Here is a 23,310-nt window from a genome sequence, read left to right as displayed (position 1 = left end):
GCGGCTAGTGCTGCGGGCGGGGCGGGTCGCTGGCGGGGGGCGGATCGCCGGTTGTACCCGCGGTGCTGCCATGGACGATGCCGGCTTCCGGTGGCGGAAGGAAGAAGTCGCGCGGCCGGGTCCGGAGGTGTTTCAGCAGGACGCGAACGAGGTCGCGGCCCTGGGCAAAACTGATTCCGCGCGCACGCAAGGCTACGTAGAGCGTCAGCGAGAAGCTGACGGCCAGGTTCACCAGTCCGATCAGCGCAACGCCAAACAGTGCATAGGCGATCGTTGCCCACGGCAGCGAGAAGTCCGTGGCCGCGGTGGCGTAGCCGACGTAGGCCGACGAGAAGGCGATATGCCGGATGTCCAGCGGCAGGCCGAACAGCACGCCGAGGGCGCTCGCGCCCCCCAGCAGGAATCCGAAGAAGAAGTTGCCGGCGAGGGCGCCCAGATTGTTCTCGACATAGTTGGCGACGCGCTGCAGGCGTTGCGGACCCAGCCAGCGCCCGGCCCAGCGCAATTGGGCGAGACGCTGGGGGATGCGGTTGTAGGCCGACAGATTGTCGTAGTACCCGGCGATCAGTCCCGCCAGAAACAGGCAGACCCCGGCGATACCGGCGAAGAACAGCGCGCCGCTGCGCGGATCGACCTCTTCGAGCAGGTGGGCAGCTTTGCCGGCGTCGACGAACGGCGCGCCGGACACGGTCTGGATCGCCAGGGCGAGCGCGATCGCCGTTGGAATCGCCACGCCCACATTGCCGAGAATCGCCGCCAGCTGGCTACGCACGGTGCGGGCGATCAGGCTCGCCAGCCCTTCGAGGTCGCGGGGTTTGCCACCCGCCTCACCCACCGACGCTGCGATCGCGTTGGCGGTCATTGCGGGCTGCTTCGTCGCCACGGTGCCGCCGAGAATGTGGATCAGCACGAAGCCCAGGCCGTAGTTGAGGCAAAACGACAGCGCCTCGTTCAGCGGCGCGAAATGCTGGCGTGCCAGTAGCACCTTCAGCGCCGCCATCAGCGCGATGATGACCCCGCCCAGCGCCGCCGAGCCGAGGATGCCGAGGTACTCTTTGCGGGTAGTGGTGATGTAGCGTTCGCCGGTCTTGCTGGCGCTCTCCGTCATGCGCAGCGACAGCAGTTCGACGTTCTGGCTCCAGTAGTCGGAGAGCCGGTTCTTGCGGCATTCGGCATGTACCAGTTGCTTGAACAGCGTGACCGCCGGCGCGGTGAGCCGGCGCACATCGCGCTCCGGTCCGAGACGGTCGAGCAGGGCCAGCAGGTCGGTCAGGCGCTCGAGATGCTGACGCAGGCGCTCCAGCTTGAATGTCAGGGTCAGGCTGGTGCCGATGCGGGTCGCCCGCTTGCGCACCCTCTGCAGTACCTCCCGGCATTGCTGCAGCATCACTTCGAGGTGTTTGTCGTCGGGGGGCAACTCGTCGCCCGACTGCCACCAGGTTTCGAACGCGGCTAGCCAGGCAAGGACCTCGGCGTTCTGGGCGAGGAAAGGCGATTCGTACTCCTCGAGGCCCGGGGCCACCCGCACAAGCTCCGGGTCGAGGCCGATCGCGGAGATGTGGTAAGAGAGCACGCGCACCGCCTCCAGCAGCTCGCCGATGCCCCGGGGCAGCAATTGCGGTGAGCGGGGCGGGGGCGGGCTGTCGTCGAGAACGGTGTCCAGCAGCGCCTGCCAGCAGTCGTCGGGAATCGCGCGAACCCACACCTCGTCGTCGCCCCGGTGAAACACCGCCGACAGCAGATCCTTCATGTAGGCCGGGTCGATGACATCCGGCAGCAGGCGGTCGGACAAGCGGCGTGCGGTTTCCGAGAAGAAACCGGTGGAAGGCAACAGGCCGGAGGCGACGTAGAGCGACACCTGCTTGCGCTCCTCGAACAGGCGCCCGAGCGCGGCCCGCAGCGCGGCACGCAGATCGGGGTGGGTGCGCAGCAGGGCGGCGAGGTCGTTCAGCCGCGCAACCGCGGTTTCGGTCTGGTCGGCACGGGGCGGACGCAGCCGGTCGACGAGCGCGATCCACAGCGCGGTGTCGTCGTCCCCGGGCAGGCCGAAGCGGGCGAGCAGGTTGTCCATGCGCTCCTTTTCGTTTCTCTGTGGGGTGGCCGGCCATTATCCGCATGATGGCGATAGGCGCGCGCACCGTTAAAATTCGTTTTCCTTTGCTTGCCGAGCTGCCCATGCCCCTGCTTTCCGTAGAAAACGCCTGTCTCGCCTTCGGGCACGTCGACCTGCTGGACCACGCTGAATTTCAGCTGGACGCGGGCGAGCGCGTCGCCCTGATCGGCCGCAACGGGTCGGGCAAGTCCAGCCTGTTGCGGGCGCTCGCCGGGCAGTCCGCGCTGGACGACGGCAGCGTCTGGCGTCAGTCGGCGCTGGTGACCGCGTATGTCCCGCAGGAGGCCGATTTCGAGCTGGAGCGCGACGTCTTTTCCACCGTCGCCGACGGCCTGGGCGACGCTGCACGCCTGCTGGTGGCGTATCACGCAGCGATGCTGGCGGTGGCGGAGGACGCCAGTGCGGACAATCTCGCGCAGCTCGACCAGCTTCAGCACGATGTTGAAGCGGCCGACGGCTGGCGGCTCAACCAGCGCGTGGAGCAGATGCTGGCCCGCCTCGGACTGCCGGGCGCGGCAAAGGTTTCCAGTCTGTCCGGCGGCGGCGTGAAACGCGTGGCGCTGGCCCGTGCGCTGGTGGCCGAGCCGGACCTGCTGTTGCTCGACGAACCCACCAACCATCTGGACCTCGACGGCATCCTCTGGCTTGAAGGCCTGATCCGCGATTTTCGCGGCGCGGTGGTCGTGATCACCCACGACCGGGTGTTTCTCGACAACGTCGCCACCCGCATCGTGGAACTCGATCGCGGCCGCCTCGCCAGCTATCCCGGCCGTTTCTCCGACTACCAGCGCCGCAAGGCGGAGGAGCTCGACGCCGAAGAGAAGGCCAACGCGCGTTTCGACAAACTGCTGGCGCAGGAAGAGGTTTGGATACGCAAGGGGGTGGAGGCGCGGCGGACCCGCAACGAAGGACGCGTCCGCCGGCTGGAATCGCTGCGCCGCGAGCGCGCCGCGCGCCGTGACCGCCTGGGCAACGTCAACCTGGCCATGGACCGCGGCGAAAAGAGCGGGCAGATGGTGGCGGAGCTGACGGGCGTCGGCAAACGCTATGGCGATCGCTACGTGGTGCGCGATTTCTCCACGCGCATCATGCGCGGCGACCGCGTTGGCCTCATCGGTCCCAATGGTGCCGGCAAGACCACGCTGCTCAAGCTCATCCTCGGCGAGCTTGCGCCCGATGAAGGCACGATCCGTCGCGGAACGCGGCAGACCGTCGCCTACTTCGACCAGTTGCGCGCGCAGCTCGACCCCGAATTGACACTGACCGAGGTCATCAGCCCGGGCTCCGACTACGTCGAGATCGGGGGCGAGCGCAAGCACGTCATCGGCTACCTCGGCGATTTCCTGTTCGCGCCGCAGCGCGCCCGCTCGCCGGTCAAGTCACTCTCCGGCGGTGAGCGCAACCGCCTGCTGCTGGCCCGGCTGTTCGCGCGTCCGGCCAATGTGCTGGTGCTGGACGAACCCACCAACGACCTCGACATCGAGACCCTGGATCTGCTCGAGGAACTGCTCGCGGGGTATGACGGCACGCTGTTCCTCGTCAGCCACGACCGTGCCTTCCTCGACAACGTCGTCACCCAGGTCATCGCCGCCGAGGGAGATGGCCGCTGGGGTGAGTACGCGGGCGGCTACGCCGACTGGCTGCGCGTGCGTGAAACGCGGGAGAGCCGCGCACCGGCGGCGCCCAAAGCCGAGCCGGCGCCCAAACCCGCTCAAGCGCCCAAACCGGCGGCCTCGCGCCCGGCGCGCCTGTCCTTTAACGAGAAGCGGGAACTGGAAGGGCTGCCGGACCGTATCAGTGCGCTGGAGGCGGAACAGTCCAGCCTGCACGCGCGCATGGCGGACCCTGCGCTCTACCAGCAAGCGCCTCAGGAGGTCGCCAGCATCAAGGCACGGCTGGATGCGCTCGAGGGGGAGATCGAAGCGGCGCTGCTGCGTTGGGAAGCCCTCGAAAGCCGGGCAGAGGGCGGCTGACGCCTTAGCGGAGCGGTGCGCTGGAGAACCAGGCCAGCGCCGCGGCCGAAGCCAGGAAGGCCGCCAGATGAAAAGCCGCCCATAACCGGTAACGGCGGCCGATCCGGGCCGGGTCCAGGTCCGAGATCAGGAACAGCCGGCCGTCGGCCGGAGCGCGAAGCAGATGGGCTTCCGGCGCCGCGAGCACTTCGCGCACCCGGGCATCGACCTCGCGGCGCGCCTGCGCGCGGGCAAGCTCCCACTCCCGCAGGTCGATCTGTCCGTCGCCATCGGTGTCGAAGCGCTGGAGCAGGGTCTTGTGGTCGCGCTTCCAGTCCGCAAGCAGGTCACGCACCTGCGCTGCGCTGTCGAAGTCCGGCGCGACACTTCCCAGCGTGGTGAACTCGCCCAGCACGTAAAGGCGGTCGTGGGGCAGCAGACACCACTGGACGTAGCGGGTGTCGCCCCGCTCGACCACGTCACGGCGACCGATGAGCATCTCCGCGCCTTCCGGATCGACCGCGCAACTGCCCGAGCCGTCCTCCAGCAGAAACGAAGCCTCGCTTTCGTCGGTCCGTTCGTGGCGCCACTTGCCGTCGCTTTGCTTGTGGAAGGTCTGCAGCCGATACCACAGCACCGGCAGGCCGTTCAGCGGGGACAGCACGGGCAGGCCGGCCAGGGGCTGGCCGCGGCCGCGCAGTTCCACGTAGCCCTGGGCGGCAGAGGCGACGCGGGAGGTGGGGGTGTCGAGGATCAGGCGTGCGTGGCGGATCGAGCGCCACCAGCCGAAGAGCGCGGTGAGTAACAGCAGCGCCAGCGTGCCCAGGGTTTCCCAGCGGCTGGTGCCGCGTAGCGAGAACGCGAGCAGGCCGGCCTGGATCGCCGGCAGGCTGAGGTTGAAGCGGTCGCGCCGCAGACTGACCAGCATCGCGCGCGCGGTACGGCGCTCAGGCGTTGAACAGGGCTTTCAGGTCGACGTCGGCCTTCTCGGCCGTGGCGAATTCGAGCAGGGGCTGGCTGGGGAACTGGAACAGGCGTGCCACCAGCAGGTCGGGAAACTGCTCGATCCGCACGTTGTGCACATTGACCGCTTCGTTGTACCACTCGCGGCGGTCCGCGATCGCGTTCTCGAGCGCGGTGATGCGCGACTGCAATTGCATGAAGTGTTCGTTCGCACGCAGTTCGGGATAGGCCTCGGCCACCGCGAAGATCTGCCCCAGCCCGCTGCGCAGCATGCCTTCCGCCGCGCCGAGTGCCGCCACGTCGTGTTGCTCGCGCGCGGAGGCGACGCGTGCCCGGGCCTCGGTCACGCGGGCGAGGGTTTCCTGCTCGAACTGCTTGTACTGGCGACAGACCTCGACCAGCTTGGGCAATTCGTCGTGGCGCTGCTTGAGCAGCACGTCGATGTTGGCCCAGGCTTTGGCGACATTGTGCTTTAGCTGTACGAGGCCGTTGTAGATCACCACCGCGTACAGCGCGGAGATCACGATAACGGCGAGGAATACGGCGAAGGACATACTCATGCGCGGCTCCTGATGGTGCCGGCATCATATACGCAAAATGGCTGACGGCGGATGACGTCAGACCCGGGCCGCTCAACCCTGTGCGGGTGCTTCCGGCGGCAGAAATCGGGGCACGACCTCATCCGGTGCGCCGAGCCGGCGCAGCAGGGTTTCGCGGTTGATCCGCAGCAGCGCCTGGATGGCGTCGATGTCGTCCGGCAGCGCGGCGTCATCCCATCCACGGGCGAGATGGCGGGCGAAATTTGCGGCGAGGGTGATGGTGCGCACTCGCGGATGCTCGGCCTGCGTTTCGTCGAGCAACTGCACCAGCAGGCCGGGCAGATGCCAGGCCTGGATCAGCGCCAGCTGGATGTCGTGTGCGGTGGTGCCGAACACCCCGCGCTGCGCGGTGACGCTGCGCAGGCTGCGGTCCGCGAGCTGAAGGGCATAGACCTGCTGGGTCAGCACCGGCGCGAACACCCAGCACACGATTTCCGCTGCCTCGCTGAGCAGCGCGGCCACCGTGACCTCCTCGACGTCGAGGTCGTGGCGGATGATCGCCCAGTCGCGCGCGAAGGCCGCCGCCCGCCGTGCACGCGTCATCACCTTGAGGACGCCGAGCAAGGCCTTGGGATGGGCGGCGAGGGTGTCCTCCACGGTGGGCATGTTGGCGAACACCGAGAAGAACGGGCCCAGGCCGAGCATCATCACGGCGCGGTCGATGGTGGTGATGTCGTGGTTCTGCGCCGATCCCCGGTGGGTTTCGAGATAAGTGAGCAGCTTCATCGTCATCAGCGGGTCCCCGAGCACGACGGCGGCGATCTTCTTGCTGCTGACGGTATCGATTTCGGCGCGCAGCGCATCGATCGCGCGCGCAGTACGCCTGAGCACCGGCAGGGTCTGCGTCGAGAAGTGCGCGACGTAGGCGTCAACCGTTGGCAGGGGGCGGGTCAGCAGGCTCATGGGGACGTCGTCGCTTCTCTTGGGCTGTCAGGATTATCGGCTGCGGCGGGGCGGAACTGAAGCCCGCGCAGCCGGAGCGGCGGGGTGTTTTCGCTATAATCGTCCCTCCGGCCGCAACGCTTGTGGCCGCGCCTTCGGAAAGCGGTGCATCAACCAGGAGATTTACGTGGCGACATCCTTCAGGGCTTTCGTGATCGACCAGGACGAAAACAAGAAGGTGGGCGGCAGCCTGACGACTCTGAGCACCGATGCGCTGGACGCCGGGGAGGTGCTGATCCGCGTTCATTACTCCAGCATCAACTACAAGGATGCGCTGGCCGCGACGGGCGCGGGCAAGATCATCCGCCGGTTTCCCTGCGTGGGCGGCATCGACCTTGCCGGCGAGGTGGTGGAGAGCGGCGCTGCCGGCTTTCGTCCCGGCGACAAGGTCATCGCCACCAGTTTCGACATCGGCGTCGCTCATCATGGCGGCTATGCCGAGTACGCCCGGGTGCCCGCGCAGTGGGTGTTGCGCTTGCCGCCCGGGCTGAGCCTGTTCGAGTCGATGGCGCTGGGCACCGCGGGGTTCACCGCCGCGCTCGGGATCGTGCGGATGGAAGACAACGGCCTGGCGCCCGCCAATGGTCCGGTCATCGTCACCGGGGCAACCGGCGGCGTGGGCGGGTTGGCGATCGACATGCTGGCCAGCCTCGGGTACCACGTTGTCGCGCTGACCGGAAAGGAAGCGGAAGCCGGGTATCTGAAGATGCTTGGGGCGAGCGAGATCAAGCTGCGCAGCAGCATCGACTTCGACGCCGCCCGGCCGCTGGAGGCCGCGCAGTGGGCCGGCGCGGTCGACAACGTCGGCGGGCAGGTGTTGCACTGGGTGCTGGCGACCATGAAGCAGGCCGGCACCGTCGCCAGCATCGGCAACGCCGCCAGCTTCAACATCAGCACCACCGTGTTCCCGTTCATCCTGCGCGGCGTCAGCCTGCTCGGGGTCGATTCCGGCTACATGGGCTTTCCGATGCGGCAGCGGGTTTGGGACCGGCTCGCCACCGACCTCAAGCCCCGCCATCTCGCGGCCGTTACCCGGACTATCGCGTTCGATGACCTGCCGGGCGCGTTCGAGGCCTTCATCCGGGGGCAGGTCAAGGGCCGGACGGTCGTCCGGATCGGCGCCTGAGTGCAGCCGGGTTGTGGAGAGCGTTTCGATGAGCACTGAGGACGGCACGACCGCCATGAGCAAGGTGCTCGTCGTGGACGATTCGCGCATGGTGCGCGCATCGCTGATCAAGCATCTGCGTGGCCGTTTCGAGGTCCGCGAAGAGGCCGACGGCGAGGCTGGCTGGGAAAGCCTCCTGGTGGACCCGTCGATCCAGCTGGTGCTCACCGACATCGGCATGCCGAGGCTGGACGGCTTCGGCCTGCTGGAGCGCATCCGCGGCTCCAAGGTGGCGCGTGTCCACGAGGTGCCGGTCATCATCATCTCGGGTGACGAGGACGATGCGGCGCGCGAACGCGCGTTGAAGCTGGGGGCCAACGACTTCATCACCAAGGGCATCGGCGGCGTCGAACTGATCGCGCGGCTGGAGTCGCTGTCGCGGCTGGTCGAAACCCGGCGCGAGCTGGAGGCCAGCCGCGCCGCGCTCGCCACCCAAAGCCCGGTGGACCCGGTTTCCGGCCTGAGCACCGAGGCCTACATGAACTGGCACGGCGAGCAGGAGATCGCGCTCGCCCGGCGCCACCAGGGCGACATCTCGGCGATGGTCATCGAGATCGATCATTACGAGCAACTGATCGAATGGCACGGTGCCCACGTCGCGCAGCTGATCACCCGCAAGCTGTCGAAGATCCTGTCGAGCAAGGTGCGCAAGGAAGACACCGTGGCCCAGCTTGCCCCCGCGCAGTTTGCGGTGCTGTCGCCGAGCACCGACCCGATGGGATGCTGCGCCTTCGCGCTGCGTATGCAGCGCGCGATGGAAAAGCTGGTGATGACCTACCGCGAGGAGCGGATCCGCATCAGCGTCACCATCGGTGTGGCCAGTTCTTCGATCGACGGCATGCAGACCGTCAATCACCTGATCGGCGTGGCGGCCAGCCGTGTCGATACAGGCAAGGCCGCAGGCGGCAATCGCGTGGTCAATGACCAGGGCGAAGTCGACCAGGCGGTCGTCGACCGTTACATGAAGCAGGTAATCAGCATCGACCATGCCCTGCTTCAGCTCCGGCTGGGAGCCGCCGACGAGGTGGCCGAACGCCTGCCGGAGGTCATCCACACCCTGTTCCCGTTGCTCGAGTTGCTAGAATCCCGGCTTCATTGCGGGATCCCGCTCGGGGAGCTTAAAAAACACGATAAGGGCGCAGGGGCCGGCGATGACGAAGCGGGGGCAACCCATACCCCCGAATAGCAGCAATAGCAAACGTGGCGGGCGGCCGCGCTGGGGAGCGCCGGGCGCCGTTGCGTCAATCAAAAATGTAGGGAATCTGGAAGGGAGAGGATTTGATGAGCAACTACAAGGAGTTCCACCGTAGGTCCATCGACCAGCGCGACGAGTTCTGGGCCGAGCAGGCCCAACTTGTGGACTGGCACAAGCCGGCCGAGCAGATCTGCGACTTTTCGAAGCCGCCGTTCGTCAAGTGGTTCAAGGGCGGCGAAACCAACCTCTGCTACAACGCGGTGGACCGTCACGCGGCGAAACGTCCCGACGACCGCGCCCTGGTCTACATCTCCACCGAAACCAACGAGGAGAAGGTTTATTCCTTCGCCGAGTTGCAGCGCGAAGTCGAGCGCATGGCGGCGATCTACCAGGATCTCGGGGTCAAGCGCGGCGACCGTGTGCTGATCTACATGCCGATGATCGCCGAGGCCGCTTTCGCGATGCTGGCCTGCGCGCGCATCGGCGCGATCCACTCGGTGGTGTTCGGCGGTTTCGCAGCTGGTTCGCTCGCCACCCGTATCGACGATGCCAAGCCGGTGCTGATGGTCAGCTCCGACGCCGGCATGCGCAACGGCAAGCCGGTGCCCTACAAGCACCTGGTGGACGAGGCCTGCAAGGTGGCGGAATTCCCGCCGGCCAAGGTGCTGATCGTCGACCGCGGCCTCGACAAGGGCTTCCCCAAGGTGGAAGGCCGTGACGTCGATTACGCCGAACTGCGCGCCAAGCACATCGACGCCCAGGTGCCGGTGACCTGGCTAGAGTCCTCCGAGCCGAGCTACATCCTGTACACCTCCGGCACCACCGGCAAGCCCAAGGGCGTGCAGCGCGATACCGGCGGCTACACCGTGGCGTTGGCGGCCTCGATGAAGCACATCTTCACCGGCGGCAGCGGCGAAACCATGTTCTCCACCTCGGACATCGGCTGGGTGGTGGGCCACAGCTACATCATCTACGGCCCGCTGATCGCCGGCATGGCCACCATCATGTACGAAGGCACGCCGCTGCGTCCGGATGCCGGCATCTGGTGGCAGATCGTCGAGAAGTACAAGGTCAGCGTGATGTTCTCGGCGCCGACCGCGGTGCGCGTGCTGAAGAAGCAGGACCCCGCCTTCCTCAAGAAGTACGACCTGTCCTCGCTCAAGCACCTGTTCCTGGCCGGCGAACCGCTGGACGAGACCTCCCACCAGTGGATCATGAGCGAACTCGGCATTCCGGTGATCGACAACTACTGGCAGACCGAGACCGGCTGGCCGATGCTCGCGATCGTGCGCGGCGTGGAAGACAGCAAGATCAAGCTCGGTTCGCCCGCCTTCCCGGTGTATGGCTACGACCTCCGCATCTTCCGTGAGGACGGCAGCGAATGCGGTCCGAACGAGAAGGGTATCGTCGGCATCGTGCCGCCGCTGCCGCCGGGCTGCCTGTCCACGGTGTGGGGTCAGGACGAGCGCTTCGTCTCCACTTACTTCAGCCTGTTCACCGATCCAGTGGTGTATTCGTCGTCCGACTGGGGCATCAAGGACGAAAACGGCTACCACACCATCCTCGGCCGCATGGACGACGTCATCAACGTCGCCGGACACCGTCTCGGCACCCGCGAGATCGAGGAAGCGGTGCAGACCCACCCGGCGATCGCCGAAGTGGCGGTGGTCGGCGTGCACGACGAGCTGAAGGGCCAGATGCCGATGGCTTTCGCGGTGGTGAAGGACGCGAGCACCGTCGACACCGCCGAGAAGCGCGCCGCGCTCGAGAAGGAAGTGATGAAGAAGGTGGACGAAAGCCTTGGCGCGATCGCGCGCCCGGCCCGCGTGCACTTCATCAACGGCCTGCCGAAGACGCGTTCGGGCAAGATGCTGCGCCGCTCGATCCAGGCGCTGGCCGAAGGCCGTGACGCCGGTGATCTGACCACGATCGATGATCCGACCACGCTGGATCAGATCAAGGCCGCCTTGGCGGGCTGAGGTCAGACAGCAAAGAAAAAGCCCGCGCAAGCGGGCTTTTTTTTATTGTGTGCCCATGGGGCAGGGCTAGCGCGCCGGGCCCGACAGGGAGCGGCCACCTGCTCCGGCTTCAAAACCGCGTTCGATCTCTTCCTGAACGACGCGCCAGATCGGTTTCACGATGAAGCGCATCCCCTTGATGATGCTCTGCACGTCCATCATCGATGGCACCCGTGTGCCGCGATGCTCCACCGGACCGCCAATCTGGCGGATCTCCACGCCCAGCTTGCTGAAATGCGAAGCCAGCCGGGGCTCGGTGAGTACGAACAGCGTGTCGATGCCGCTGCGTGCGGCGAGGGCCACCGCGCCAAGGTAGAGGCCGATCGGGATGTACGGGAAGCGCGGCCGTTCGGCATTGCCGAAGTCTTCGTCATGAATGGCCACCGGCGTCTGTGTTTCGCCCTTGCGGCGGCGGTACGTGGCGCGGACCGCCAGGCGGGACACCTCCGCGATACGCTCGCGTGGCAGTTTTTCAGGGTCGATGATGGACCGGTCCAGCGTGTGCGCGCAGGTCTGCTCGAAGGGGAGCGGTGCATTCGGGTCCGAAGGGTCGGCAAGCACGAGGCGCGTACAGCCCACGAGCTGGGTCGGCTCGGTAGAGGTGCGGATCAGGCAATGCAGGCTGTGGTGGTCGAACCGATCCGTTTCGCGGCGATCGGGCCGCTCCGGTTCGAAGTGGAGTTCTTCGCAGTACACCTCGTGGCGAATCCGGAAAACGTCGTTACGCAGATCGTCGTTCGTCGCTGCGGCGATCTCGAAGTATTTGCGAAAACCGTGACCGAGGTTGAAGCGTTCGAAAAGTTGCATGGTCCTGCCGTGGAGTAGGGTTGTGCGCCGACAGCTGTCGTGATCCTATCACCCTCACCCGAGCCACGGCGACACGACCACGTCACACCTTTCGTCGTGGGCGGGGGCTCCTGATGTTATTGGTATAGCAGAACTGCCTCGCATCTTGCCAATGCCGGATGCGTTTGCCGGCGGACGGTCAGATGCTTTCGCGCAGCGCGTCGACGATGTGGGTGCGGGCGATGCGGCGGGCCGGGAACAGCGCGGCCACGACCGTGGCGGTAAGCCCGATCAGCATTGCCCACGCAATGGCGGAGGGCACGACGCGGATGTAGGCGGTGTAGCCGATGTTGGCATTGGGTGCAGGCGGCATCGGGATGCCCACCCACGAAATTCCGACCGCAGCCAGTACCCCGACCACGGCCCCCAGCAGCGCGCCCAGCAGCCCGATGATCAGGCTTTCGACCAGGATTTGCCGGATCAGGTCGGACGACCGGCTGCCCAGTGCGCGGGCGGTGCCGAACTCGCTCATCCGCTCCATCAGGGTCATGTTCAGGCTGTTGACGACCGACAGCGCGACCATGAACAGGATGATCAGCTTGAGCACCCCGAACTGACGTTCGTACAAGGCGACGGTCTTTTCATAGAAGTCCGACAGCTCCTTCCATGTGCGTGCCTCCAGTGCGGAAGGGTCGATCTGCTTCTGCACATCGGCGTGAGCCGCCGACGTCGCGGCTGTGTCGCCGAGGACGACGACAAGCAGGTTGGCGCCGTCCACGTCCACCAGTTGGTGGGCCGCATCAAGCGGTATCCGCACCGCGCGGGCATCGAAATCCTTCGAATAGCTCTGGAAGATGCCGACGACTTCGAAGTCCAGGCTGTTCACCGCCCCTTGGGGCGTATTGGCGAGCAGATCGATGCGATCGCCCGGTTTCAGGTTGAGCGAGTGCGCCACGCCTTCGCCGAGCAGGATGCCGTATTGGTCGCTGCCCTTGAGTGCGCGCCCCTCGATGATCCGCAGGTAGCTCCCCAGCCGCGTTTCCAGATCCTGCTCGACGCCTTCCCCGGTGATCGCGAGATCACGCTTGCCGTTGTTGAGCAGCCCGGAGAAGTTGAGGCGTTGGGCGACGAAGTCGACGCCCGCCACGCTCTTCAGTCGCGTCGCGAGTTCGTCCGGGCGCTCGATCAGGAAGCGCTCGGGTTGTCGCGCTCCACGTTCCAGGAAGTCGCGGCGGAAGACCTGGATATGGCCGGTCTGCGAGTGGATGATGGATTCGCCGAACTGGATGAACACGTCTTCGACAAAGCCGCCGCCGACGATCAGGCTGGCAACGCCCATGACGATCGCGAGCAGGGTCATGGCGGTGCGCCAGGCGTGCCGGAACACGTTGCGAAGGGCGATCGTGGCAAGCATCAGCGGGCATGCCTCAGCGCATCGACAATGTTCATGCGCGCAGCGTGCATGGCCGGCACGATGCTGGCAATCGTCGTGGTGGCCGCGGCCAGGAGCAGGGCCTGCAGGCCGAGGGCGGGGGTGATGAGGATTTCGCCCGTATACCCTTCGGTCATGCCCGGCGCCGCGGGCATCGGAATGCCGATCGCCGAAATGATGGCGGCCAGGATGGCCCCTAGGATGAGGCCCAGGATGCCGCCGAACAGCCCCAGCAGGGCGCCTTCGCACACGAACAGGCTCAGTACCTCGCGGCGCCGCGAACCGGTTGCCAGAATGGTGCCGATCTCCCCGGTGCGTTCGCGTACCGCCATCGCCAGCGTATTCGTGATCGTCAATACCACGATCAATCCGATCAGGGTCTGGACAACGCCCAACTGCCGCGAGAACAGGCCGACCGTCTTGTTGTAGAAGTCGGCCATGTCGTACCAGGGCGTGACCTCCACGTCGCGAGCCTCCCGTTTGAGACGGTTTGCCTCCACCGTGGTGTGCGCATGGTCGTCCAGGAGCAGCACCCAGCTTGTTGCACCGTCCACCCGCAACAACTTGCGTGCAATATCCACCGGCACCCGCAGCGCGCTGTCGTCATAGGCCTTGATCATCGACGAAAAGACGCCGGCGACTTCCAGCTCTACCGCATTGACGCCGCCCGCCGCCGCGTTGACCAGCAGCACCACGCGATCGCCCGCCTTTACACCGAGCGCGCTGGCAAGGCCGCGGCCGAGTACGGCGGCCTGGTCGCCGTTATCGCGGAGGTCGCGGCCACTGACGATCTTGAGGGCGCGTGTGATCTGCCGTTCCCGTACCGGATCGATGCCCTCGCCGATGAAGGAGACGGACGACTCTCCCGTCCCGAGCAGCCCGCTGAAGGCAAGGCGGGGCGCCACCGAGACGATGTGGCCACGTCCTTCCTGAACCTCGGGCGCGATCTCTGCCGGAAGCAGGTAGTTGTAGGGGTCGGCGATGCCCTGGCGGAAGTACCCTGGCCGGGTGACCTGGATGTGCCCGAGTTGCGAATGGATGGTGGAGTCGCGAAGCGCCGAGAACACCCATTCCACGAACCCCCCTGCGAGCAGGATCGCGACCACGCCCCCGCAGACCGTCAGCAGCGCCATGGCCGAGCGTCGTCTCTGCCGCACGATGTTCCGCGCGGCCATGCGGAAGTGCCGGGCCAGGGTGAGTGTGGGGAACTGCAGCGCAAGGCGGTGAGCCATCTCTTCGCAGGGTAATTTAGTCCTGCTCCGATCATACCCTTGCGGCATCCGTGAAGGATGCCGAACCTTGCGCGTCCGGTTCTGGGGGCTTCACCCTTAGGCGTGTCGGAAAAGTTTACAGCGCGAATTTCCGCGTCCGCTGAAATTCAATCAAGTGTTTGATATAGAAAAGAAAAAAATATGTGGCCCGGGTTTTGCTAAATGGGATGCGAGACGTGACGATGTAAATACCAGGTCGTCTCCAGATTCTTACCGAAACCGTAGATTCCAAACGGAGATATGAAATGAAAACCATGCTTAAGAACTTCGCCGCCGGAGCCCTCGTTGCGGGCGTGGTCGGATTCGGGGCTCCTGCCTACGCTGCGCCGACTTTCGGCATCGACCTCACCGTCCTGCCCACCGTCACCGACGCCTACACCGGCGACGGCAAGACCCAAGGCATCGACGAACTGCAGTACGCGGTTTCGAACAACACGGTCAACCTGACCTTCACCAGCGGCAACCTCGTTACCGCCGGCTCGACCTTCAACTTCACCGACGTCGGCACCATCCTCGGCACCGCGCTGCTGCCGCCGGGGCTGGGCAAGGACTACGAGGGTTTCGGTAACACCTGGACGCTGAACGGCACGTTCAACCTGAGCGGCTCGGGTTTCGTGAGCGGCTTCACTGCTGCTGGCAACCCGATCCTGTCCTTCACGTTCAACACCGGCGGCAGCCTGGTGCTCGACTATGTCGATCTGGATGAAACCATCCGCGTGCTCGAGGCGAGCTCCACTGGCGGTACCGGTACGGTTGAAGTGAGCGGCACGGGTGGCAACCTGGGCGGCAACCTGTCCGGTTCCGGCTTCCAGTTCACCGCGGACGTCAACAACCTGTTCGCCGGTTTCTGGCTCCATCCGGACCTGATCACCGAATACCTGGCCGGTCTGACGCTCGCTTTTGCTGACGGCAACATCAACAACACCATCACCACGCTCAACGCGGATGGCACCGTCACCATCGTTGCCACCACCGATGGTTCCGCCAGCCTCGCCTTCGTGACCGTGCCGGAACCCGGCAGCCTGGCCCTTGTGGCGCTCAGCCTGCTCGGCATTGGCACCATTGCCCGTCGCCGCAACCAAGGCTGATCTCCGCCGCTTCAGGCGAGTATGATCGAAAGCCCGCAGCGCAAGCTGCGGGCTTTTTCCATTGGTTCCACGCTAAATCCATGCGACCTACTGATATTGCGATTGCGCTTTTTCGCGAACTGACGCAAACCCAGCCCCTCGAGCGTTTGCCCGAACCCGAGATGCTGATGGAAGAGCAGGAGCAGGTGGCCGCGTATGCCGAGAGCGGTCGCACGCAGGACGGGGTGATGGCCGCGGCGAATCTCTTTCACAGTGCCCGGGCGTCGATGGTGATCGCACGGTCCCGCCGTGTGCTCGACCTTGGCTGCGGTCCTGCAACCCAGCTTGCCCGTATCGCCCGGCTGAATCCGGACATCTCCTTTGTCGGCGCAGAGCTTTCGGCGGCGATGCTGGAGAACGGCCGCCAGCACATCGCGGAACTTGGCCTTGGCAACGTGGAACTGGTGGAGGACGACATCACCCGGCTCGAAACCGTGGGTGACGGTTCGGTCGATGCAGTAATCAGCACCATGACCTTGCATCACCTGCCGACGCTTGATCACTTGCGGGAGTGCTTCAGACAGATCCGTCGCGTGCTCCGTCCGGGAGGGGCCGTGTATCTGGCGGACTTCGGCCGTCTGCGCAGCAAGGAGGCCGTGCATCTCTTCGCGCATATGCACGAAAACAGCCTGCCGCCGGTTGTCGTGACGGATTACGAGAACTCCCTGCGGGCGGCCTTCAGTCTGGACGAGTACCGGGCGCTCACCGCGGAGACCTTCGAGCCCGCGGTCACGGTCCGTTCCACCGCCGTGGTTCCCGTGATGGTCCTCGTCAAGACCCAGGATCTTCCCCTGGCGCCAGACGTGGTGGCACAACTACACCGCGAGCGCGCGCGTCTGTCACCCGCCTATCGGGGCGAACTGGATAGCCTGCGGCGCTTCTTCCGCCTGGGTGGCCTGCGCAACGATCCGTTCTGACCGCTTGGCCGCGTCAGCGGGCTTTGCGCTGTTGCAGATAGGTGCGTAGCACGGGATCGATATAGTCGCGCCAAAAGGGAAAGCGCTCACCCTGGCTTTCGCGCCATTGGCGGTGTCTGGTGTTCTCGAAACCCTGGCGGTCGGCGAGGTAGTCGAGGTAGATCGGAAGCGTCAGCAGTGCCCGCCGCTTGTCCGGGGGGGCGAACAGGCCCGCGAGCCTCGGCAGTAGCGCGAAGATCCCGCGAGGCAGGCGCACGCCCAGCGGGACATCCAGGCCGGCGGCGGCATAGGCGGCGCGCACGACCGCTTTAAGCTCCTCGAGCCGCGGTGCTTGTTCCGGGCCGGAGCACAAATGGAAGATGCGACCAGCGGTCGTGGGGTCCAGGCTCGCGGCTACGATGCTGTCGGCGACCCAGTCCACCGGAATCACGTCGAGTTTTACCTCGCCGAAATCGGGGTACAGACCCTTGGTTTTCCGTCCCGACAGGAATTCGCAGATGAAATAGAAGATCTGGAAGTGGATGATCTTCCCGGTGCGCGAGTCGCCGATGACCATGCTCGGACGATGCACCGTGATCGGCAGCTTCTCGTCTTCGATCGCCTTGCGTACGAGCACTTCGGCCTCGGCCTTGGACTGCTCGTAGGTGTTGTGAAACTCGCGGGGCTCGTCGATCCAGCGCTCCGGGAGTGCGCCGGGCCGCTTTCCTGCGATGCCGACGGTGCTGACGAAATCGATTTTCTGCAGCGTTCCGGCAGCGGCGAGCTGGCGCGCGAAGGCGAGCACCGCATTGGCTGAGCCCACCGCGGAATGCCGGGCTTCGTCCAGCGTCTCGTTCATCCGCACGGTCGCGGCGCAGTGGATGACATGGGTGGTGTCGGCGCACAGGCGCGCGTAGGCGCTTTCGTCGAGCCCGAAGCGGGGTTCTGCGGCATCGCCGCGCAAGGCCTCGATCTGGTCCCGCGCGGGATGACCGGGCGCGAACGCCCAGAACCGGAACAGCTCTTCGAGACGTTCCACCAGGTGGGCGTCGGATTTGGCGCGCAGCAGGAGGCGCACGCGGGTTTCGGCGTCCTTGCAAAGCAGCGGGACGATGGCGCTGCCGACGGCGCCGGAGGCGCCGGTCACGAAGTAGGTCTTGGTCATGGCGCGATGATCACGGCGGAGCGGGAAGAGGCGTCGGTGGCTGGACGGGAATACGCCTGCGCAAGCACGTCGGCAAAGCGTTCCTCGATGGCCTTGCGGCGGATCTTGAGGTTGGCGGTCAATTCGCCGTCGGCAATCGTGAACGGCTTTGCCGCGACGACGATGGCACCCGGGCGCTGGTACTCGTTGAAGTCGCGGACTGCGGCGGCGACGTCGGCGGTGATGCGTTGCTGGGCGGCGGGGTCGTGCACGGTACTGCTCAATGGATGGTCGGGGCGCAGCGCGAGGATGGCGACGGTATAGGGTCGCTGACTGCCGGTAAGCACGGCATGGTCGACATACTCGATCTGCTTCAACGCCGCTTCGATCGGGGCGGGGGCGATGCGCCGCCCGGTCGAGCTCTTGAAGACTTCGCTCTTCCGGCCTTCGAGCCAGACGAATCCATCTTCATCGAGTCGGGCGTAGTCACCCGTATGGAGGAAGCCCTCGGCGTCGATGGGCGAGCTTCCGTCGCCGCCGACATACCCCGAGAACACGCCCGCGCCACGCACGAGCAACTCGCGATCCTCGGCGATCTTCACTTCATTGCCCGGCAACGGATGCCCGACGCTCCCGAAGCGGTACGCGTCGAGCGTGTTGAGCGCGACTGGCATCACGTTCTCGCTGATGCCATAGGCTTCCAGCACGAGCCAGCCGAGGGCATGGAACCGCTCCATCAGCCAGCCCGGCAAGGGCGCCGACCCGCTGACCATGAACTGCAGGTTGCGTCCCATGACTGCCCGCAGGCGCACCAGCACCGCATCGGCCAGCGGTTGCAGCATGCGCCAGGCGAGCGCCGGTTCGCGGCCGGCGCGCCGTGCACGCGCAATCCGTTCACCGACCGACCAGGAGGCGGCGACGAGCAGGCGCACCAGCCGCGGTTGCCGGGCGAGTTCCGCCCTGATGCCGGCATAGAGCTTTTCGAAGAAGCGCGGCACGCCGATGAAGAGCGTCGGCTCGATTTCCGGCAGCAGGCGGGCGATCTGGTCCGGCTTGTCGACCATGTAGGAGCGTGCGCCGCAGGTGAGTGCGCAGAAGTTGATCATGCGCTGGAAGAGGTTGGACAGGGGTAGCCAGCACACCAGCCGTGCGTCGTCCCGGATTGCCGGGAAACGGTCGAGGATGGTGTCGCAGGCGAGCAGTATCTGACGGTGGCTGTAGGCAATGCCCTTGGGTTTGCCGGTGCTGCCCGACGTGAAGACCAGGGTCGCGATGTCGTCGGCAGCGGGTTCCGGGAGTAAGGCCTCGCATGGCGTGGTGAGCTGTGAGAGGCAGGGTAGGCCGGAGTCGGACGGAGCCTCCGCCTGCACGATGGCGTGCCAGTCGCCCGGGTGGAGCGAGCGGAGTTGTTCGAGCCGTTCCGCGTCGGGTGCGACCACGAGCGCGGGGCTCGCGATTGCGAGGATGTGGCGCAGGTTCTGCGGCGCGTCGTGGGCGTCGATGCCAACCACCGCGGCACCGGCGAGAAGCGCCGCGTACTGGCAGCACTCCCAGTCGGGACCAGTCGGCAGCATGATCGCGACGCGGTCTCCCGGGCGGACGCCAAGGCGTACGAAGTGGGTGGCAAGGTGCTCGGCCCGTTCCAGCAGCGCGCTCCACGGCACGGGCTGCCAGTCGCCGTCCGCGTTGCGCAACAGGAACGCCGGCGCTGACGGGGTGGCGGAGACGCGCTGGCGAAGCCGGCCGGGCAGCGTCTGGGGCGGGGTGGCAACACTCACGGCATCCGGCCCTGCACCAGCGGGGGATCGTAGGCGCCGCGGGGTAGCGTGATGCGGAGGTCTTCGTCCTTCAGGTCCAGCCATGCCATGCTGCGCCGGACTTCCTTGCCCAGCCCGATCTTGTTGCGGATCATGAAGTCGACCACCGGCGCCATCACGCGCCAGTAGTTGCGGTTGGCCTTGCCTTCGCGGATCAGCGCGGCGAATTCCGGAGCGTAGGGGTTGTAGCCGAAGTGCTTGAGGTCCGAATACATCATCAGCCAGTTGATCGGATAGTTGCTGACGATGGGGCTGGCGTGGGCGCTGCGCTTGACCAGCCCGAGTTCGGCCACTTTGCGGATGACTTCCGCCTGATCGTATTCCCACGCATGGTAAGGCGCCAGGTAGCGCGGAAAACGCGTGCCCTCGGGAAGCCGGGCCGGGTTGTAGAAGGCTGAAAGTTCCTGCGCCGAGAACGCGCCGCTTTCCTTGAGATGCGGTGGCGTCCAGTCTTCTGCCCGGATCAGCTCCGGGGAAAACTCGTAGAGCATGCGTTCCGGCTCGGGCTGGCCTGGCGAATAGCCAGCGAGGACGAGGGGAATGTTCTTCTCGATCGCGAGCCGGATTGCCGCGCCTTCGAACAGCGGAGCGTAAACGTACGAAACCGAATAGACCGCGCCGCGCGCCTCCTGATTACACAGCAGGTAGCGGAAGAGCTTGGTCAGGAAGTCGTGCGCGGGCGTGAATACGAGGTGGTCGATGTTGAGCTTGCGCAGCGCCAGGCGGATGTTGTTCCACGCGACGTCGGGCAGGTCGATGTTGCAGGTGTAGGCGAGCACCCGCAATCCGTACTCCACCTTCAGCTTGTGCAGCAGCCACAGACTGTCCTTGCCACCGCTCAGCGGGACGATGCAGTCGTAGTCCGAGCCCTGATGGTTGCGTGCCGCGCGCAGCGTTTCTTCGAGGTCGGGGAGAAAGTTTGCGGCGACGGTGGCGATTGGCGCGCGACTGGAGGGCGCGCGGCAGGCGGCGCAGACCCCGCTGGCGTCGATGTCGGCTCCGGGGACTGCTTCGGGCAGAAGACACTTCCTGCACTTCTTCACGACGGCTTCCTTCCAGGGGAGGGGCGTTGCCCTGGATGCAGGCAACGGCGGGCAGGGCGGCGGTTTTGGAAGGATTGTACTGCGCCGGCATGCCAGATGGCATGTCGGCAGCAGGGCAATTGCCGACTGCCAGCAGCAGAAGGAAGGGCGTCGGACGGGCGCCGCGTGCCTGGGCCGCCTAGCGGACGACCAGGTTGTCGCGATGGATGAGTTCGGGCTCGTCGATGTAGCCGAGCAGTTGCTCGATCTCGCTGGTCGGGCGGCGCAGGATGCGACGGCATTCCGCGCTGCTGTAATTGACCAGGCCGCGCGCGAGTTCGGTGCCGTGTTCGTCGCGACAGGCGACCGCGGCCCCGCGTTTGAACTCGCCCTGCACCTCGACGACGCCGACCGGCAGCAGGCTACGGCCGTCGTCGAGTGCGCGCGCGGCGCCGGCATCGACGATCAGGCTGCCCGCGAGTTGCAGGTGGTCGGCCAGCCACTGCTTGCGGGCCTGCAGCGGCGTGCTGTCGGCATAGAGCAGCGTGCCCACCGCTTCACCGTCGGCCAGACGCAGCAGCGGGTCGGTTTCACGCCCGCTGGCAATGCAGGTGTGCGCGCCGCTGCGGGCGGCACGCTGCGCCGCGCGGATCTTGGTGATCATGCCGCCCTTGCTGATGCCGCTGCCAGCGCCGCCCGCCATGGCTTCGTACTGCCTGTCCTCAGCGCGTCCCTCGCTGATCAGCGTCGCATCCGGGTCACGCCTCGGGTCGGCGGTGTACAGGCCGCGCTGGTCGGTGAGGATGATCAGCGTGTCGGCTTCCACCAGATTCGCGACCAGGGCGCCGAGGGTGTCATTGTCGCCGAACTTGATCTCGTCGGTGACGACCGTGTCGTTCTCGTTGATGATCGGGACGACGCCCAATTCCAGCAGCGTGACGAGCGTGGAGCGCGCATTCAGATAGCGCGTGCGGTCGGCGAGGTCCTCGTGGGTGAGCAGGATCTGAGCAGTCTGCAGGCCGTGGCGCGAGAACGCCTTTTCATAAGCCTCCACAAGCCCCATCTGACCCACGGCGGCGGCGGCCTGCAGCCGGTGCATCTCGTGCGGCCGCTTGACCCACCCCAGGCGCTGCATGCCGGCGGCGATCGCGCCCGAGGACACCAGCACGATCTCGCGACCCCGCGCACGCAGCGCGGCGATCTGTCGCGCCCAGTCGTCGAGTGCGGCAGGATCCAGCCCCGCGCCGTTGTTGGTCACGAGGGCGCTGCCGACTTTCACGATAAGCCGGCGCGCATTCTTGATCTTGTCTCTCATGATGTCGATTCGGCGCAGGTGTTCAGCGGGCGTTCGGGTCGGCGTCCTCGCCGTCGGCGTCGTCGTCCAGCGCGTCCTCGGCCAGATCGGCCTCCAGCGCTTCTGCCTCCGCGGCGCTACGGGCGGACTGCGCGGCAGCCAGCCGCTGGCGCTCTTCTGCCTCGCGGGCGGCCTGCTGGGCGTGGATGTTCGCCCGTTCGCTGTCGAGGAAGTCCTGCAGCGCGAAGATCAGCCCGCGGCAGCCCTCACCCTGCAACGCCGATATCTCGAAGTGGCGCTCGACTTCGCCATACGCTTCGAGGAAAGCCGCCACGCGCGGCGCCCGGTCTTCGGGTTCGAGCAGGTCGAGCTTGTTCAGCACCAGCCAGCGCGGCTTGTTGTAGAGGCTTTCGTCGTACTTGCGCAGTTCTTCGACGATGGCGAGCGCGTCACGCACCGGGTCGACTTCGGGGTCGAAAGGCGCGAGGTCCACCAGGTGCAGCAGCACGTGGGTGCGTTGCAGGTGGCGCAGGAACTGATGGCCGAGACCGGCACCCTCCGCCGCGCCCTCGATCAGGCCGGGGATGTCGGCGATGACGAAGCTGCGGTTCTCGTCGGTACGAACGACGCCGAGATTGGGCTGCAGGGTCGTGAACGGGTAATCGCCCACCTTGGGCCGCGCCGCGGACACCGCGCGGATGAACGTCGACTTGCCTGCGTTCGGCATGCCGAGCAGGCCGACGTCGGCAAGCACCTTCAGTTCGAGGTGCAGATTGCGGCGCTCGCCTTCCTGCCCCATCGTGCGCTTGCGCGGGGCGCGGTTCACGCTGGACTTGAAGTGCAGATTGCCAAGCCCGCCGCGGCCGCCCTGCGCGAGCAGGACGCGCTTGCCATCGACGTCGAGGTCGGCGATCGGCTCGCCGCTGTCGAGATCGCTGATCACCGTGCCCACCGGGAAGTGCAGCGTGATGTCCTCGCCACCCTTGCCGTAGCAGTCCTTGCTGCCGCCGTTCTCGCCGCGTTCGGCGCGGAAGCTGCGTTTGAAGCGGTATTCGACCAGCGTGTTCAGATTGCGGTCGGCCACTGCATAGACGCTGCCGCCCCGTCCGCCGTCGCCCCCGTCGGGGCCGCCACGGGGAATGAACTTTTCGCGGCGGAAGGTGGCTGCGCCGTTTCCGCCGTCGCCGGCGACGACCTCGATGCGGGCTTCGTCAAAGAATTTCATGTTCGTTTGCCTGTGGGCATAAACAAAAAAGCCCTACCGCAAGGATAGGGCTTTTTCTTGCACGACGCGGGGATCAGGCGGCGGCAGCTTCCTGCGCGGCTTCGATCACCACGGTGCGGCGCTTCGCGGCGCCCTTGACCAGGAACTTGACCGTGCCGTCCTTGAGGGCGAACAGGGTGTGGTCCTTGCCGATGCCGACGTTTTCGCCCGGGTGGTATTCGGTGCCGCGCTGGCGCACGATGATGTTGCCCGCGAGCACGAACTGGCCGCCGTAGCGCTTGACGCCGAGTCGTTTCGATTCCGAGTCGCGGCCGTTACGGGAACTACCGCCAGCTTTTTTGTGTGCCAT

19 protein-coding genes are annotated in these 23,310 nt (G+C 66.0%); 6 read left to right on the top strand and 13 right to left on the bottom strand.

What is annotated here, in order from left to right; translation table 11 throughout:
* Positions 1-4: 4 nt before the first annotated feature.
* On the bottom strand, positions 5-2,071 hold the full coding sequence (locus dqs_RS16360; protein WP_065341157.1) for a site-specific recombinase: 2,067 nt from the start codon (positions 2,069-2,071) through the stop codon (positions 5-7).
* 104 nt (positions 2,072-2,175) lie between these two features.
* Here dqs_RS16360 and dqs_RS16355 point away from each other — a divergent pair, with 104 nt between their 5' ends.
* On the top strand, positions 2,176-4,086 hold the full coding sequence (locus dqs_RS16355; RefSeq protein ID WP_065341763.1) for an ATP-binding cassette domain-containing protein: 1,911 nt from the start codon (positions 2,176-2,178) through the stop codon (positions 4,084-4,086).
* A 4-nt stretch (positions 4,087-4,090) separates the two neighbouring features.
* Here dqs_RS16355 and dqs_RS16350 read toward each other — a convergent pair whose 3' ends face one another.
* From dqs_RS16350 to dqs_RS16340, 3 genes are all read right to left on the bottom strand, one after another.
* The gene (locus tag dqs_RS16350; RefSeq protein WP_065341156.1) at positions 4,091-4,993 is read right to left on the bottom strand and encodes a hypothetical protein; all 903 of its coding nucleotides are present in this window, start codon (positions 4,991-4,993) and stop codon (positions 4,091-4,093) included.
* A gap of 19 nt (positions 4,994-5,012) precedes the next feature.
* Complete coding sequence (locus dqs_RS16345) at positions 5,013-5,588, bottom strand: LemA family protein (RefSeq protein WP_011766908.1); 576 nt, start codon at positions 5,586-5,588, stop codon at positions 5,013-5,015.
* Positions 5,589-5,660: 72 nt separating this feature from the next.
* Positions 5,661-6,530 (bottom strand): HDOD domain-containing protein, encoded by an 870-nt coding sequence (locus dqs_RS16340; RefSeq protein WP_011766907.1) that lies wholly within the window; start codon positions 6,528-6,530, stop codon positions 5,661-5,663.
* Between the two features lie 166 nt (positions 6,531-6,696).
* On the opposite strand from dqs_RS16340, the gene dqs_RS16335 reads away from it, so the two are divergent.
* The 3 genes from dqs_RS16335 (at position 6,697) to dqs_RS16325 (ending at position 10,908) form a co-directional block, all read left to right on the top strand.
* Positions 6,697-7,695: an oxidoreductase gene (locus dqs_RS16335; RefSeq protein ID WP_065341155.1), complete on the top strand. Its 999-nt coding sequence runs from the start codon at positions 6,697-6,699 to the stop codon at positions 7,693-7,695.
* 28 nt (positions 7,696-7,723) lie between these two features.
* A complete protein-coding gene (locus tag dqs_RS16330) occupies positions 7,724-8,920 on the top strand; it encodes a GGDEF domain-containing response regulator (protein ID WP_011766905.1) in 1,197 nt (398 codons plus the stop codon).
* Positions 8,921-9,015: 95 nt separating this feature from the next.
* Positions 9,016-10,908: a propionate--CoA ligase gene (locus dqs_RS16325; protein ID WP_065341154.1), complete on the top strand. Its 1,893-nt coding sequence runs from the start codon at positions 9,016-9,018 to the stop codon at positions 10,906-10,908.
* Between the two features lie 66 nt (positions 10,909-10,974).
* On the opposite strand, the gene dqs_RS16320 is transcribed toward dqs_RS16325, so the two are convergent.
* From dqs_RS16320 to dqs_RS16310, 3 genes are all read right to left on the bottom strand, one after another.
* The gene (locus dqs_RS16320; RefSeq protein WP_011766903.1) at positions 10,975-11,754 is read right to left on the bottom strand and encodes a PEP-CTERM/exosortase system-associated acyltransferase; all 780 of its coding nucleotides are present in this window, start codon (positions 11,752-11,754) and stop codon (positions 10,975-10,977) included.
* A 178-nt stretch (positions 11,755-11,932) separates the two neighbouring features.
* Positions 11,933-13,147 (bottom strand): ABC transporter permease, encoded by a 1,215-nt coding sequence (locus dqs_RS16315; protein ID WP_065341153.1) that lies wholly within the window; start codon positions 13,145-13,147, stop codon positions 11,933-11,935.
* Positions 13,147-14,397, bottom strand: coding sequence for an ABC transporter permease (locus dqs_RS16310; protein ID WP_065341152.1), 1,251 nt, complete (start codon positions 14,395-14,397; stop codon positions 13,147-13,149). Before dqs_RS16310 ends, dqs_RS16315 begins: the two co-directional genes overlap by 1 nt.
* Before the next feature lie 284 nt (positions 14,398-14,681).
* Between dqs_RS16310 and dqs_RS16305 the strand changes: the two genes are divergently transcribed.
* Together dqs_RS16305 and dqs_RS16300 are read left to right on the top strand one after the other, a co-directional pair.
* Positions 14,682-15,524, top strand: a complete 843-nt coding sequence (locus tag dqs_RS16305; RefSeq protein ID WP_065341151.1) for a PEP-CTERM sorting domain-containing protein — start codon at positions 14,682-14,684, stop codon at positions 15,522-15,524.
* Positions 15,525-15,604: 80 nt separating this feature from the next.
* Positions 15,605-16,480 (top strand): class I SAM-dependent methyltransferase, encoded by an 876-nt coding sequence (locus dqs_RS16300; RefSeq protein WP_065341150.1) that lies wholly within the window; start codon positions 15,605-15,607, stop codon positions 16,478-16,480.
* Between the two features lie 13 nt (positions 16,481-16,493).
* Here dqs_RS16300 and dqs_RS16295 read toward each other — a convergent pair whose 3' ends face one another.
* The 6 genes from dqs_RS16295 to rpmA all read right to left on the bottom strand — a co-directional run bounded on the left by dqs_RS16295 (position 16,494) and on the right by rpmA (position 23,310).
* Entirely contained in the window at positions 16,494-17,624 is a 1,131-nt protein-coding gene (locus tag dqs_RS16295) for an SDR family oxidoreductase (RefSeq protein WP_065341149.1), read from the bottom strand.
* The gene (locus dqs_RS16290; protein ID WP_065341148.1) at positions 17,621-19,381 is read right to left on the bottom strand and encodes an AMP-dependent synthetase/ligase; all 1,761 of its coding nucleotides are present in this window, start codon (positions 19,379-19,381) and stop codon (positions 17,621-17,623) included. The genes dqs_RS16295 and dqs_RS16290 overlap by 4 nt, the downstream gene beginning before the upstream one ends.
* The gene (locus tag dqs_RS16285; protein ID WP_011766896.1) at positions 19,378-20,463 is read right to left on the bottom strand and encodes an adenine nucleotide alpha hydrolase family protein; all 1,086 of its coding nucleotides are present in this window, start codon (positions 20,461-20,463) and stop codon (positions 19,378-19,380) included. The genes dqs_RS16290 and dqs_RS16285 overlap by 4 nt, the downstream gene beginning before the upstream one ends.
* Before the next feature lie 178 nt (positions 20,464-20,641).
* Positions 20,642-21,757 (bottom strand): glutamate 5-kinase, encoded by a 1,116-nt coding sequence (gene proB, locus dqs_RS16280; protein ID WP_065341147.1) that lies wholly within the window; start codon positions 21,755-21,757, stop codon positions 20,642-20,644.
* 22 nt (positions 21,758-21,779) lie between these two features.
* Positions 21,780-22,961, bottom strand: coding sequence for an Obg family GTPase CgtA (cgtA, locus tag dqs_RS16275; protein WP_065341146.1), 1,182 nt, complete (start codon positions 22,959-22,961; stop codon positions 21,780-21,782).
* Between the two features lie 73 nt (positions 22,962-23,034).
* On the bottom strand, positions 23,035-23,310 hold the full coding sequence (rpmA, locus tag dqs_RS16270) for a 50S ribosomal protein L27 (protein ID WP_011766893.1): 276 nt from the start codon (positions 23,308-23,310) through the stop codon (positions 23,035-23,037).

It is taken from the genome of Azoarcus olearius, assembly GCF_001682385.1.
In the GTDB taxonomy this organism is placed as follows: domain Bacteria; phylum Pseudomonadota; class Gammaproteobacteria; order Burkholderiales; family Rhodocyclaceae; genus Azoarcus; species Azoarcus olearius.
The sequence above is the reverse complement of the archived record's forward strand: the minus strand, read 5'-3'. Positions and strand labels throughout refer to the sequence as shown.